The organism is Thermomonas sp. XSG (genome assembly GCF_014678725.1).
GTDB lineage: Bacteria > Pseudomonadota > Gammaproteobacteria > Xanthomonadales > Xanthomonadaceae > Thermomonas.
Map to the genome: position 1 here is coordinate 2721040 of NZ_CP061497.1, position 14661 is coordinate 2735700.

10 protein-coding genes are annotated in these 14661 nt (G+C 67.9%); 2 read left to right on the forward strand and 8 right to left on the reverse strand.

Annotation, left to right across the window (positions count from 1 at the left end; genetic code table 11):
* Nucleotide 1: 1 nt before the first annotated feature.
* The 8 genes from ICG51_RS12755 to ICG51_RS12790 form a co-directional block, all read right to left on the reverse strand.
* Nucleotides 2–358 (reverse strand): hypothetical protein, encoded by a 357-nt coding sequence (locus ICG51_RS12755; protein WP_190280713.1) that lies wholly within the window; start codon nucleotides 356–358, stop codon nucleotides 2–4.
* 8 nt (nucleotides 359–366) lie between these two features.
* A complete protein-coding gene (locus ICG51_RS12760; protein WP_190280714.1) occupies nucleotides 367–1002 on the reverse strand; it encodes a DUF4123 domain-containing protein in 636 nt (211 codons plus the stop codon).
* 96 nt (nucleotides 1003–1098) lie between these two features.
* The gene (tssI, locus tag ICG51_RS12765) at nucleotides 1099–3309 is read right to left on the reverse strand and encodes a type VI secretion system tip protein TssI/VgrG (RefSeq protein WP_190280715.1); all 2211 of its coding nucleotides are present in this window, start codon (nucleotides 3307–3309) and stop codon (nucleotides 1099–1101) included.
* A gap of 143 nt (nucleotides 3310–3452) precedes the next feature.
* The gene (gene tssH, locus ICG51_RS12770) at nucleotides 3453–6116 is read right to left on the reverse strand and encodes a type VI secretion system ATPase TssH (protein WP_223809455.1); all 2664 of its coding nucleotides are present in this window, start codon (nucleotides 6114–6116) and stop codon (nucleotides 3453–3455) included.
* The gene (tssG, locus tag ICG51_RS12775) at nucleotides 6107–7198 is read right to left on the reverse strand and encodes a type VI secretion system baseplate subunit TssG (RefSeq protein ID WP_190280716.1); all 1092 of its coding nucleotides are present in this window, start codon (nucleotides 7196–7198) and stop codon (nucleotides 6107–6109) included. The genes tssH and tssG overlap by 10 nt, the downstream gene beginning before the upstream one ends.
* The gene (gene tssF / locus ICG51_RS12780; protein ID WP_190280717.1) at nucleotides 7195–9030 is read right to left on the reverse strand and encodes a type VI secretion system baseplate subunit TssF; all 1836 of its coding nucleotides are present in this window, start codon (nucleotides 9028–9030) and stop codon (nucleotides 7195–7197) included. The genes tssG and tssF overlap by 4 nt, the downstream gene beginning before the upstream one ends.
* A 130-nt stretch (nucleotides 9031–9160) precedes the next feature.
* Nucleotides 9161–10969 carry an MltA domain-containing protein gene (locus ICG51_RS14390; RefSeq protein WP_223809456.1) on the reverse strand — a complete coding sequence of 603 codons (1809 nt, stop codon included), beginning with the start codon at nucleotides 10967–10969 and terminating at the stop codon, nucleotides 9161–9163.
* A 107-nt stretch (nucleotides 10970–11076) separates the two neighbouring features.
* Nucleotides 11077–11769 (reverse strand): response regulator transcription factor, encoded by a 693-nt coding sequence (locus tag ICG51_RS12790; RefSeq protein ID WP_190280718.1) that lies wholly within the window; start codon nucleotides 11767–11769, stop codon nucleotides 11077–11079.
* 246 nt (nucleotides 11770–12015) lie between these two features.
* Here ICG51_RS12790 and ICG51_RS12795 point away from each other — a divergent pair, with 246 nt between their 5' ends.
* Entirely contained in the window at nucleotides 12016–13170 is a 1155-nt protein-coding gene (locus ICG51_RS12795) for a TraB/GumN family protein (RefSeq protein WP_190280719.1), read from the forward strand.
* Nucleotides 13171–13228: 58 nt separating this feature from the next.
* Entirely contained in the window at nucleotides 13229–14659 is a 1431-nt protein-coding gene (gene tssK, locus ICG51_RS12800) for a type VI secretion system baseplate subunit TssK (RefSeq protein ID WP_190280720.1), read from the forward strand.
* Nucleotides 14660–14661: the final 2 nt, after the last annotated feature.

Here is a 14661-nt window from a genome sequence, read left to right on the forward strand (position 1 = left end):
GTCAGCCCCTCTGCAAACGGCGGTAGTCGCTGTAGGCGGCGGCCGTCCACATCTCGATCAGCAGTGCGCGGTCGATCTGCGGGCTGCTGCGGTCGGCGAGGATGCCGATGATCGAAGGATCGTTGCCAACCCGCTCATTGCCGAACAGTGAGCAGGCCAGGGCATAGGCCGCCACCGCGCGCTGGCTGCGCAGGCCCGCCTTGCGGCAGTGGGCGATGACCGCGTCGAGCTCGGCGTCCAGCTGGTCCAGCTGCAGCGGCACCTTGCCGCCAAGATGGCGGTTGAGGAAGTCGGCCAGGTTGTTTCGCAGCTGGGTCTCGCCGATGGCCGTCATCTGCTTGCGGTCGAGTTCGAGCATGGGTGTTCCTAGGCGGCCGCGGCCAGCGACAGCTGGTTCGGGGCCTCGAGGCCGTCGCGGGCGAAATACAGCGCGCTGTCGCTGCTGCGGCCCTCGGTGTAGCAGCCGTGGATGGGGCCGAAGAATGCCTTGCGCTGGGCGGGGTCGAAGGTGGGAACGACGCTGCGGAAAGCGCGCGGATCGTAGAAGCGGAACAGCATCGAGGCGCCGCCGGGGGTGCTGACGCGCAACACGCGCCGCAGATGCGCCCGCAACGAGTAGATGTCGGTGCCGGGGTCGGCGACCAGGACGATTCCCCAGTGCGCGTTCCACCCCTCCAGCAGTGCCAGGCGGGTGGCCGCTGTATCCGGCGCCAGCGGCAGCAGGTAGGGTGCCGCCGCGGCGAGCATCGGATCGAGGTCGCCGGAGAACAGGCACATCGCGTCCGGTGCGTGCTTGCCGAGGCGTGCCGGCAGATCGTCGATGATCGCGCCGTCGAGTACCGCAAAAACCGGGCGCTGGCGCTGCCCGAACACCGCCTGCTGCAATTGTTCGTACTGTCCCTGGCCGATCACGAAGAAGTTTCCGCCTTGTGTAGTGGCGCGGGGCGAACCCGCCGAGCCATCGGCCGGTCCCCCTTCCGGCGCGATGCATTCCGTGTTCATCGAAGCATTACGCGGAAGCGGCGGAAAAAGGGACATGGCGCATGCGGATCAATGGGGGAGTGGGGAGAGAGGTCGCAATCCGGCTTCGCCGGGAGATCAGAGCGCTTCCAGTGCCGCGCGCGCGGCCTCGCATTCAGCGCAGAAGGGCTGGGCGCTCGCAGCGGCGTTGCGCAGGGCCCGTGCCTGCAGCTGTTGCGCCGGGTTGGACACCTTGCCGGCGTTGCCCTGGATGGCGTCCTTGGCCTTGCTCGGTTTGTCCGCCTTTTCCGCCTTCTGTGCCTTCTGCGCGGACAGCGGGCTTCCTCCCGAATTGATCATCACCAGATTGCCGGTGATGAACACGCCCGCCGGGTTCAGCACGATGGAGTTGCTGCCGGCCTTGAGGCTGATCACCACGCCGGCTTCCGCCACCAGGTTGACGCCGGCCTTCAGGTCGATGTTCACACCGGCGGTGAGTGCCGAATTGACCCCCGCATTCACGTGGTGGTTGGTGCCGGTTGTGACCGACATGTTCATCCCGACGTTGGTGTGCTGGTTCGCGCCAACGGTGAGGTAATCATCCTGGCCTGCGGTGACCGCGCGGCTGGTGCCCACGGAAACGGTCTGCGTCTGGCCGATGGTGAGTTGGGCGTTCTCGCCGATGCTTTCGGTGCGGTCCTTGCCGATGGTCAGGTCGGCGCTGGTACCGATGGCCTCGGTACGGCAGTTGCCGGTGCGCAGCTGCAGGTCCTTCTGCGCGTGCAGGAAGATTTCCTCGCTGCCTTTCTTGTCCTCGAAGCGGAGTTCGTTGAAGCCGCCGCCGCCCTTGGAGGACAGCGTCTTGATGGTGGAGCGGGTGGCATCGGCAGCAGCCACCGGCGGCTGATTGGGGCCGTTGTAGACGCAGCCGACCACCAGCGGCCGGTCGGGATCGCCGTCGAGGAAGTCCACCACGACCTCCATGCCGACCCGCGGCAGGAAGAAGGTGCCATAGCCGGCGCCGGCCCAAAGCTGCGCCACCCGCACCCAGCACGAGGACTTGTCGTCCTCGGTATTGGTCCTGCGGCCTGCCACCTTGCGGTCCCAGGGAAACCGCACCTTGATCCTGCCCAGATCGTCGGTATGGACCTCGTTGCCGGCGGGCCCGGTCACGATCGCGGTCTGCGGCCCATGCATCCGCGCGCGCGGCGTGGCCTGCCGTGGCCGGTAGGTGGCGTGCCTGGCTTGCAGGATGAAGGCGTTGCTGTACTCCGCACCGCCATCGGCGACCATCAGGTTGTTGCGGGCATGGTGCTGCACGGACACCACCATGTACTCGGCGTTGAAGGCATCGATGAGGTCGTGCTTCTCCAGCTCGAACAGGTAGCCTGGGGTCAGCGAGCGCACCTGGCCCTGGCCATGGAAGAGGTGGTGGTCGCTCTCCTGCGATTCCATCAGCACGTCGGTCAGGTGCTTGCCGATGGCCGTGTCGGCAGCGCCGCTGGTCGCGGCGAAACCGCCCGGGTAGCGGTAGATCTCAAGCTCGACCTCGCTGCCTGCAGTCACCAGAGTGGGTGTGTTCTCGCTGAGCGGCGCCCGCTTCACGTAGTCCCAGTCGGCCAGGGTGGCCGCGCGCGTGCGCACCTCCTGGCTAGACGACAGCCTGCTGATGGCATCCGTTCCGCTTGCGTGCCCTTCGTGGTGGAACGGTACCTGGAACGGTTGCAGGTGCGGGTTGTGGTCCTTGTTGTCGCTGAAGACGAGGATGTGCCGGGCTTCGCTGGACTCGTCGTGGCGGAAGTAGAAATAGATTCCTTCGCGCTCGATCAGGCGGCACAGGAAGGCATAGGTGCTTTCGTTGAACTGGGTGCAGTACTCGAGCTTGGGGTAGGTCTTCGCCAGTTCCAGTTTGTAGTCGCTGTAGCCGAATTCGCCGAACACCGTGTCGATGATGTCGGCGACCGACTGGTTCTGGAAAATACGGCAGTCCTCGTTCCGGGTCATGAACCAGAACCACGGCACGATGTCGCATTCGTAGCAGAAGGCGTCGCTGTCGTTGCTGTCGGCCGCGGGAATGCTGCCCGTGACCGCGAACCGGGAGACGTAGCCGCTCCAGTGGCGCTCCCCGCCACTGTGGCTTGTATCCCAGGTCTCGATGCGGAGGATGGCGCTCTTGCCGATGAGTGCCTCGGGCGCGAAGTGCGATTCGTGGGAAAGCAGTTTCAGGCGCAGCTGGAACAGCTGCGAGACGCCTTCCTCGCCGTACATTTCCTCGACCAGCAGCGCATCCTCCTGCTGGCCGTCCAGGGTCAGGAAGTACATCCGGTTGCTGGTGGAGAGCGTGGGCATGGCGGATTCGGCGGTTGTTCGTACCAATCGTCGCGGCTGCGGGTCCCTTCGAACATTCACCCGAAGTGCTATGCCCGGGCCGGCCGGATGGCCGGAATAGGGCGGACGGGCTAGGTCGCGGGTTGATCCGCGGCACGCACGGCTCAGGTCACCGCATAGTCGAAGCGGCCAGCCTCGCCGACGCCGATGCGTATGGCGTGGACGCCGCCGCCTTCGGCCATCCGCTCCAGCACATAGCCGGAGACTTCCGGCAGGACCGTGCCGGTGAGGATGTTGTCGATGTTGCGGGCGCCAGAATCGACCTCGGTGCAGCGATCGGCGATGGCGTCCACCACCGCGTCGTCGTACTCGAACGCGGCGCCGTGGTTGGCGCGGATCCGCTTGCCGATCTTGTTGAGCTTCAGCCGCACGATCTTGCGCATGTTCTCGTCGCGCAGCGGGTAATAGGGCACCACCGCGGTACGGCCCAGGAAGGCCGGCTTGAATACCCGATTGAGCTCGGGCTTGAGCAGTTCATTCAGGGACTCGACGGTGGGCAGTTCCTCGGACTCGCTGCAGGCCTGCATCACCAGGTCGGTGCCGGCGTTGGAAGTGAGGATGATCAGCGTATTGCGGAAGTCGATCTCGCGGCCTTCGCCGTCCTCCATGCGCCCCTTGTCGAAGACCTGGAAGAACAGTTCCAGCACGTCGGGATGGGCTTTCTCGATTTCGTCCAGCAGCACCACTGAATAAGGCCGGCGCCGCACCGCTTCGGTGAGCACGCCGCCCTCGCCATAGCCCACATAGCCGGGCGGGCTGCCCTTGAGGCTGGAGACCGTATGCGCCTCCTGGTACTCGGACATCGCGATCGTGATCATGCTGCGCTCGCCGCCGTACAGCGCATCAGCCAGCGCGATCGCCGTCTCGGTCTTGCCGACGCCGGAGGTGCCGACCAGCAGGAACACGCCCTTGGGCTTGTCCGGATCCTCGAGGTTGGCGCGCGAGGTGCGCACGCGCTGGGCGATCGCGTCCAGCGCATGGCTCTGCCCGATCACCCGTTCCTCGAGCGTTTCCTTGAGCCGCAGCACGGTCTGGATCTCGTCGGCCACCATCCGTCCGACCGGGATACCGGTCCATCCGGCGATGATCTGCGCCACCGCCGAGGCGTCGACCACCGGCAGGATCATCGGCTCGAAACCCTGCAGCGCTTTCAGTTCGGCGCGCGCTGCGTTGAGCGTGGCCAGTGCGTCGGTGCGGGCCGGGTCGCCTTCCGGCAGCGCTTCGATCCGGTCGAGTTCGGCATGGATCTTCGCCACCAGCTCCTTTTCCTGCGCAAAGCGAGCTTCGTCGGCGGCCAGCGACTCGCCGAGCGTCGTCGATTCGTCCGCGATCTCCCCCAGCCGCTTGCCATGGTCGGCGCCCCCGGCCTGCTCGTTCTCCAGCTGCGCGCGCTCGGTCGCAAGCACCTCCAGACGCCGGCGTGCGTCCTCGATCCGCGCGGGAGTGGCGTTCTGGCCGATCGCGATCTTGGCGCAGGCGGTATCGAGCACGCTCACCGCCTTGTCCGGCAGCTGGCGGCCGGGGATGAAGCGCGAGCTCAGCTTGACCGCTTCGGTGATCGCCTCGTCGAGGATGCGCACCTTGTGGTGCGCCGCCATCGCCTGGCCCACGCCGCGCAGCATCGACACGGCCTTGTCGTCGTCGGGTTCGTCCACCTTCACCACCTGGAAGCGGCGGGTGAGGGCGGGGTCCTTCTCGAAGTACTTCTTGTATTCGCTCCAGGTGGTGGCGGCAATCGTGCGCATTTCGCCGCGCGCCAGCGCCGGCTTGAGCAGGTTGGCCGCATCGTTCTGGCCGGCCGCGCCGCCGGCCCCGATCAGCGTGTGCGCCTCGTCGATGAACATGATGATCGGCTTCGGGCTGGACTTGACCTCCTCGATCACGCCCTTCAAGCGGTTCTCGAACTCGCCCTTCACCGAAGCGCCGGCCTGCAGCAGGCCCAGGTCCAGCGACAGCAGCTCCACGCCCTGCAGCTGCGGCGGCACGTCGTCCTGCGCGATGCGCAGGGCCAAGCCTTCCACCACCGCGGTCTTGCCGACGCCGGCTTCGCCGGTGAGGATGGGATTGTTCTGGCGGCGACGGGTCAGCACGTCGATCATCAGCCGGATTTCGGAATCACGGCCGAGCACCGGGTCCAGCTTGCCCTCGCGCGCGCGCTGGGTGAGGTTGATGCAGTACTGGTCGAGGTTGGGCGTCCGGCTGGGCTTGCCGCCGCCGGGGGCCGCACCCGGCGTGGCTGCATCGCCGCCGACCGCCGCCGCGCCGGCATCGCCGAGCGCGCGCGCGTCCTTTGCTTCCGACGAGGCTTCGGTCAGGGCGTGGAAGTTCTTGGTCAGGGTCTCGAGATTGATCTTCTCCAGCGAGCGCGCGCTGACCGACACCAGCCTGCGCAGTTCGGCATCCGCCAGCAGCGCGACGAGCACGTGGCCGCTGCGGATTTTCGCTTCGCCGAATTCGATCGAGGCCCAGCCCCATGCCGCTTCGAACAGCTTGGGCAGCATCGCCGACAGCGCCGGGGTGCGCTGGTTGCCGCTCTTGAAGCCGTCCAGCGCCTTGCCCAGCTCGCGCTCCAGCGCTTCCGGGGCGATCTCGAACTGGCGAAGGATGCGGCGGATGTCGCTGTTCTCGACTTCCAGCAGCTTGGCCAGTACGTGTTCCACCTCGACTTCGTAGTGGCCGCGCGACATGCACAGGCCGGCGGCGCCCTCCATCGCACTGCGGACGGTGGGGTTGAGGCGTGCGATCAGCGCGCGCAGATTCAGTGCCATGACTGGCCTCCCATTGCGGAAAAGTGGAATTCGGCGTCGGTTGCGGGTTGCTGGCGGGCCGGTCCGCGCAGCCAGGTGTTCCAGCCCAGCTGCGGGCGATCGGCGCCGCGTGCACCCAGCTGCAGCGGTGGTACCTCATCTGCACGCAGCGACAGCCGCACGCGCAGGTCGAGCGCCAGCCCGGTGAGGAAGCGGGTGAGTTCGATCACGTCGCCCAGGCGTTCGCCGCGCGGCAGCAGCGCGTTGAACTTGTCGCGCCGCAGGGGCCCCACGGTCAGCCGCAGCGTGGTCTGCCTGTCCCAATAGCGCGCGCCCAGCACGCAGCCGGCGCCCAGCTGGTGGCCGTTGCGACCCAGTCGTGTGCGGGCCTCGTCGGTGATGGTCTGCCAGGTGCCCAGGCAGCCGCGGGCCTCCACCGGTGCGCCGACCACCGCAGACACCACCTGCGCGATCGCGCGCTCCCCGTGCGGGCGTTGTGCGATCAGGCCGGAGAAGTAGGCCATCGCCGCGCCGGGCAGCTGCTTTGCAGCGGAGGTTCGGCTCCCCGGATGCAGCCGCGCCTGCAGCGCGGGCGTGCCCAGCCCGACCAGATGCTCGAGGTAGCGCAGCACCGAGTTCTGGAAGCCGAATTCGCGGCCGATTTCCGGCCGGTGCTTCGCCCAGGCGAGCCAGAACAGCGCTACCAGGCGGTGGTTGAAGATGTCGAGGAATTCCTGCGCGCCCCGATCGCGGTCCAGCCGGCGCGCGATCAGCAGTTCGGTATAGCTGCGCGGCAGCACGCCGGACGGGCCGGTGAGGCCCATGAAGTTGACGCATACCCGGGTGTCGCGGTCGTGGCCATCGATCGAGGCCAGCTCCGACACGGGAAAGGCCAGCGACGCCGGGGTCACGAAGCGCAGCGGTCCGGGGCGCGCGCCGCTGCCGCGGCCGTCGAACCCATTGGCCCCATACAGCAACCGCACCGCCTGGAAGAAGCCGAACCGCCCCGGCTGCGCCTGCAGCCGTTCCAGCGCAGGGCGCATCGGGTCGATGTCGCGCGGCTCGGTGGTGGTGGGCGCGGCGGCTGCGATGTCCTCGCTCATACCAGCGGCAGGCTCCCGCTGCGCGGGCCGAAACGCACCAGCCAGTCCTCGCGCTGCTCGCTGCGCACGCTCAGGCGGGTGTAGGAATTGGCGGTGCAGTAGAGCCCGAAGAAGTGGTCCAGTACGCAGGCCATCAGATAGACGCCGGAGCCCACGTACTGGTTTTCATCGAATTCCAGTTCGATTTCGGTGCCGCGCACGAAGGCCTGCCGCGGTGCCCGCCCGATCCGCGTCACTGACGGATGCCCACTGACCCGGGTGATGCCCGCGATCTGCTTGCGCAGCGAGCTGGAGTCGGCGAAGTTGTAGAGGTTCAGGATTTCCAGCAGTGCTTCCCGGCCGCCGTCGACGATCGAGAGATGGTTGAGCGACAGATGCGAGATCAGCCGCCACTGGTTGGCCTGTCGCATCGGGGCGCGCCAGGTCGGGCTGGGCTTCTTCAGCAGCCGCGCGGACGCGATCACGCCGCCCTGTTCCGGCTGCAGCAGGCTGTCGTCGCCGCCGAACGGGAGTTGCGAGGGAAGGTCGCGGTTGGTGCAGGTGAGGCTGACTGACAGCGTGTCCACGCCGGGCGTACGGGGATTCATATCGCGGTCGACCAGACTCAGCATCACGTCCGCGCCATCGTCTCCGGGCAGCAGCGACGGGCGACGCTGCAGATACCAGTAGTGGCCGTTGCCATCGTCGTGCAGGCCATGCTGTACCGAATAGGCGGGATGGAATTCCATCGAATCGTTACCGCCCGGGCCACGGCTGAACTTGCGCACCCAGTCCACCGAGTAGACCTCCAGCCCCAGCGGCCGGCGCACGTCGGGAACCACCTGGTATTCGTGGCGCTCCTGCGACAGCCGGATCGGCTCGCCCTGCTGCTTGAACAGGTTGACCACCGGCGTGCAGAACAGCCGGAAGGTCTCCGCCGAGACGGTCTGCTCCAGCCGCGCCAGCCGCTCGGGCCGGCCGAAGGCATTGAACTCGACTGCGATCTCCACGGCACGCTCGAAGCGCGACAGGTCCAGGCCCGCAAGGTCCACGAACAGGAACTTTTCCGGCAGCACGAAATATTCCTGGATCAGCCGGTAGCCGAGGAAAGAGCGCGGGTCGTAGTCGAGCAGGGCTTCTTCCTCGGCGAAGCCCACGGGGCGCAGATTGCCGGGCGGCAGCCGTAGCGGCGGCACCTGTGGCGCATCGTCTGGCGCACGCAGGGTGATGCCGGCGGCGGAGTTGAGCAGCAGTTCGTGCAGCGCATGCACCAGCGGGCTTTCGCCATCCAGATAGAAGCGCAGCTGGCGGATCGGCAGCTGCGACAGGGGCAGCTGGCCGGTGGCCTCGATGCGCAGCCGAAGGGTGGCGACGGTGTCGTTGCGGGTGACGGCAAAGGCGGAGCGTTCGGCCGCTTCCAGCTGCGCCTTTGCCACCCGGATCGGCCACATCTCCACCGGGTAGGCGGTGCGGTAGCGGATCGGGAGCCCCTGCACCGGGCGCGTCAGCAGTTCGCTGTGCCGCGGCATCTCCTGCATCTCGTTGATGTCGGCGCCGGGAGTCAGCGCCAGTTGCGCCACCGACATGGACGGTACCGGGCGCAGGAAGTGCGGGTACAGCACCGACAGCATCGCTTCGGTGATCTGCGGGAACTCGTCATCCAGCTTCTTGTGGATGCGTGCGGTGAGGAAGGAGAACGACTCGATCATCCGCTCGACGTGCGGATCCTCGCAAACCTCGCCTTCCATCTGCAGGCGCGAGGCGATCTTGGGATAGCGCGCGGCGAACTCCTTCGACAGCCGCCGGAGGTAGGTCAGTTCGTTCTCGTAGTACGGCAGCAGATCGTCGAGCATGGCGGTCCTGCGGCGTTGGCCGGGCCCCGCGCGGTGCGCGACGGGCGAGGACACAGGCTAGTGAGCGCGGCGCGGCGCAGCCATTCGCCGGATGGTCTATGTCCTCCGGGGCGGCCGCGCCGGTGCCCGCTCACTCCTCCACGCACAGCTCCTCGTCCGGCACCGCGCAGTCGCGCAGCCCGCCGCCCTCACCGCGGGTCTTGATGCCGCTGGCGGCGGCGCTTCCGGCCACGGCCTTGGGCAGCAGCAGCCACATCCGCACCGGCTGGTTGGTGGCCAGCGCCATCTTGCCGGCCTTGTCACCGAAGCCCCAGAAGAAGTCGCCACGCACGCTGCCCCGGATGGCGCCGCCGGTGTCCTGGGCGAATACCAGCCGACGCATGGGGGCGTCGCTGCCGGGTCGGGTGCCCTCGATGAACACCGGTGCGCCCAGCGGAGTTGCGCGCGGGTCCACCGCCATCGAGCGGCCGGCGCTCAGTGGCACGCCCAACGCGCCGATCGGGCCTTCCGGGCCATCGCCGATTCGGCGGAAGAACACGTAGCTGGGGTCGAGGATGCCGGTGTTCGGCACTGGCACGCCGTTGCCGCTCGCGTGACCCGCGGCTTTGCCGCCGCCCTTGCCCTCGAACTCGGACATGTCCATGCGCGCTTCCGGGGAGGCGGCGCCCTTGCCATCGGGCCTGCCGGTGGTTGCGGGTGCAGGGCTGGAGGCCAGCAGCGTGTCTTCCTCCGGCACAACGTAGGTCGGGTCGGCCACCGGCGCGTTCAGCAGCAGCTGGATCATGGCCTCCACTTCGGAAGCATCGGCGTGGGGCGTACCGGTGCTCGCCTGCGCGGGCGGCCGCTTGCCCTTCGGCTTGGCCTTCATGCGTGGCGATGGCGATGCGGAGCCCGAGGCAGCGGGGGCGCCGCCTTGGAGGGCGGCCACGATGCGCGCCACTTCGGCATCCACCGCGGCGTCGCCGCCGGGCCGTTTCGTGCCGCGGGTACCCCCGGGGACATCCACCGCCAGCGGCTGGTCCAGGCCGCGCGCCTTGATCGCCAGCAGCATGGCGTCGGCATCGCCACGGGTGGCATTGGGCAGGAACGGCTGTCCGTTCTGCTCGGCATAGGCCAGCCGGATCAGGCCGCCATCCTTGAGCTGGATCTTGCCGGAACCCTGGATCTGCATCGAATAGAGTTTGTACGGGTCGGCCACCCAGGCCAGCACGGGGGCATCCAGCCCGCTGGCATCGATCTGCTGGCGCGTGTAGTAGGCCCGGACGGTATTGCCGTCGACACGCACGCGGTAGCGCTTGTCGCGCGGATTGGGCGAGGCGCCGCCGAGGTCGATGCGGTATTCGCGGGCGCCGGCATCGCCGCTGTCGGCGCCGACCAGTCGCCCGTCAGCACGCCTCAGCCAGCGCGTGGCTTGCCCGGCCACGGTGCGCGAATCGACCATCAGCAGGTCTGGTGGGGTGGCGTAGACCGGGTAGCGATAGGCGCCCTGGCGGGTGAGCGAACCGGCGATCAGGGGTTCGAAGTAGCCTGTCAGCTTGCCGGTGGCGCTGCGCGTAGGTGTCAGCATCTGGTAGGCGTAGAACTCCTCGTGCAGGAACTGCCGCAGTGCATCTTCGTTCCTGGGCAGGCCGGCGAGTTTCGCGCACAGCGGCGCCCACGCGCTGCGCCGCTTCATCGCCCGGCAATTGGTGCTGAAGCTGGCGAAGGCCTCACCGAAGTCCTCGTTCTCCCAGCCGGGGATCTCGTCGAGCAGGATCGGTACATAGGCCGCGTTGCGGGTAGCGAACGCGGGTCCGAGATCGGGATTGGTTGGGACTTCCGGGGCGCTCTGTGCGGCCGCGACGGTGCCGGTCGCCACGCCGACCGCCAGCAGCAGGGTGCGGAGCGTGCCATGCCAGCGGAACGGGGCGGGATGGTGATGGGGATCGAGCGGAATCATGCGCATTCCTACGCCGCGTCGGCGGGCCGGTGCCTGCGATCAGGCTGCGCCGCGGGGCCGTGCCGGACAATACGGCGGAGGCCATAGGCGAAGCGTGGTGCGCGGCTTCAGAGCCCCTGCAGCTTGCGCGATGCCACCACGGCCTCGACCCGGTTGCGCACGTTCAGCGCGCGGAAGATCGCCGCAAGGTGGATTTTCACCGTGCCTTCGCTGATCCCCAGGTCACGTGCGATCAGCTTGTTCGGCTTGCCCTGCGAGAGCAAGCGCATCACGTCCACCTGCCGTTCGGTCAGCAGTTGGCGCAACCCGTCCAGTGAATGCGTGCTGCCCGCGTGCGCGCCGGCCTCGCGGCTGGCGGACTGTGCCGCCCCGGCGCCGGGTTGCCAACCCTGTGCCTGCGCGCTGGCCAGCAGCTGCGGCGGGATGTAGACGCCGCCGGCCAGCACCAGGCGGATGGCGGACAGCATGACGTCCGGCGAATAGGCCTTCGGGATGAAACCCAGTACGCCGAGGTCCATCAGCGCACGCATCAGCTCCGCGTCTTCCGATCCGGACAGCACGATCACCGGCAGGCCCGGTGCCTCCGCGCGCAGGCGCGCCACGTGTTCGTAACCCTGGGTGCCGGGCATGGCGATGTCGAGCAGCGCCAGATCCAGCGAGTCGCCGTGGCTGGCGAGTGCCTGCTCCAGCTCTTCCAGGTTCATCGCCACCACGGTTTCCAGCGCCGGGTCGAGCTCGGCGAGCTTGAGCTTCACGCCTTCGATGATCAGGCGATGGTCATCGGCCAGCAGTACTTTCACGTCGCTACCTGCATGCGTGCGCCCGGCATGGGCGTTCCTTGTTGCGCGAACGGGACACGCGCCGGTGGGTGGAGGGCTGGGCGTTTCCTTCTTTCACGATAGACGGCGCGACGAGCGGCCAGCAAGGCTTGAGCGCCGTTCCAACGACATACGTCCTACGACATATGGCTGCGGACAACACCCAGGGCGAAGAATGCCGGCGATGCGCGCCATGGCCGGCGTCGCCCAACCGATCGCCGTCACGTCATGTCGCAGCATCCAGCCCCACGCCAGTGCGATGGATCCAGGCCCGCCCTGCGGACGGGCCGGGTCGGGCTGCTTGCGCTGCTGCTGGCGCTGTCCTGGCCGCTGTCGGCGCAACAGGCGCTGCGCGGTGTCGCCGCGCATGCCGCCAGCGAAGCGGTGGGTACGCAGTTGCGACCACCCTCGCAGGACGCAGCGCCCTCGGCATCGGTGCAGGCGGCGAGCGCAGGCACCGGGACGGGCGCGCCGGCGCCTGCCGCTGTTGAAGCAGACGTCGCAGCCATCACGATGGCGCGCGAGCGGGGGGTCCTGTTCAAGGTGACGCCGCCGGTGCCCGCCGTACTGCCGGTGCAGGTGACCGAGGCTGGCGCCGCATCGCCTGTCCCCGACCAGCCGGTGAGCTACCTGCTGGGCACCATCCACTTCGGTACGCCGGAGGAGCAGGGTATCGATTACGGACAGCTCGAGCAGTTGATCGACGGCAGCGGCACCTTCATCAACGAGGTGGACATCGATTCGTCGTGGAAGTCCGATTACGACGGCTACCGCTGGCTGCCGGAAGACGCCCCGCTGGATGCAATGATCGATGCGGAGGGAATGGCCCGGGCGCAGGCGCTGCTGCCGGCCATACGCCCGCAGGACCTGCGGCGGATGAAGCCGTGGGCGGTGCTGGCGCTACTGGAGGCGCGCGGCGAACACGGCGGCGAGGCGACGATGGATGCACGCCTGCAGCGCGCCGCCGCCGCAGCGGGCAAGCGGATGCTGCATCTGGAAACGCTGGAGCAGCAGCTGCAGGCGCTGGACTGCGTGCCGGCCCACGAGCACGTGCAGGTGCTGGACGAGCGCCTGCGCAAGTCGTGGGTGCTGCGCATCGAATCGGCGGAGGCGATGGCGTTCTATCGCAGTCGCGTGCTTGATGCATGGCTGGCGAGCATCGACCGCATGGACGGATTGGACGGGTCGGCGAAGGCGATCGAGCAGCGCGCACGGCTGTGCCTGCTGGAGGACCGCAATGCGCGCTGGATCGGTCCGCTGGAGACGGCGTTCCAGGATGGCGCGAGTTTCGTCGCGGTGGGGGCGATCCACCTGGTGGGTCCGCAGGGGTTGATCGCGCGGCTGCGCGGCGATGGCTATCGAATCGAGGCGATGCCGTTTTGAATGGCGTCCCGCGTTGTGTTGGGAAAGCGGTGTTCGTGGGTATCAGGGAGCAGTTGGCATGGCATTCGGCATGAGCGGTGATCGGCAAGTCCACTGGGGGCAGGGTGCGTTCCTGAGCCCGCAGCATCTTCAGGCGCAGGACGCCTGGACGCAGGCCGCGCGCCATGCACTGCACCTGCGGTTGACGCCGTTCCCGTGGGGGTTCGAAGCGCTTCGCCTGCGCGAGGACGCGCTGGCCAGCGGCGTCGTCGACATCGAGCGGTTCACGCTGGTGACACGCAATGGCGAGCGGCTCGCCGGTGGTGCGCTCGATACCGCCGGCGGCAACGCGCGCGTGCCTCAGCGCAACATCGGCGAGCTGCGCAGTACCGGCAACGACCCGGTGCCGTTGTGGCTGGTGCTGAACGCCGAGCGCAACCTGCAGGGCCTGGTCCAGCGTGACTCCGAACGGCTGCAGGCGCGCCACGCGCTGGCCACCGAAAGCCTGGCCGATCCGTTCGATCCGCAGGCGCCGGAGGCGGACATCGAGTTCCTGCTGTACCAGGGCAACATCGTCACCGGGCTGGACGAGAACGCCGAGGCGATCGTGCGTGCCTCGGACAGTTACAAGTTCGCCGAGCTGCTGCCGGCGGGCCCCGGCAAATACAAGCTGTCGCACGACTATATCCCGCCGACCACGGCCATCGGCGCCTCGCACAACCTGGCGCGGTGGACGCGGGCGCTGCGCGACCTGCTGGTGTCGCGCGGCCAGGACTTCGCCGCGATCAAGCGCCAGCGCGGCATCCGCGCCGCCTCGACCAGCGCGCAGGAGGTTATGCGGGTGCTGATGATGCAGACCTTCGCCCGGCACATCCCGCTGTTCCAGGAGCACGCGCTGCTGAACACGGTGTCGGCCTATGCCATGTACCAGGACCTGCGCCGGCTGGTGGCGGAGTTCTCCGTGTTCTCCGAGGACATCGGCTATTTCGGCGAGTTGGCTGCCAACCCGCGCGAAACCGAACTCCCGGACTATGACCATGAAGACCTGCGGCGCTGCTTCCGGATCGGCTTCGACCGCGCGGAGGCGCTGATCAAGGCGCTTACCGTGGGCGCAGAGGTGGGCATCACCCTGGCGTACGACGGCCGCTTCTACCGCGCCGACCTACCGGCCAACCTGTTCGAAAGCGACAAGACCCGCTTCTACCTTGCATTCGAGTCCGAGCAGAAGGGCGCCGACCTGTTCGCGCGGCTGTCGCGTACCGGCAAGATCGCGTCGATGGACGAGATGCCGCGGCTGCTGTCGGCAGCGTTGTTCGGGCTGAAGATCGACCTCCTGCCGGTGCCGCCGGAAGAGCTGCCGCAGAAGAGCCCGAACACCACCTATTTCCTCGTCGATACCACCCACCCGTTCTGGCAGATGATCAGGAACGGCCGCAACATCGCGGTGTTCTCCGACCTCCCGCCGGAGTCCACCGTGATCAAGCTGTTCCCGGTCGCGGGGCAGGAGTAAGC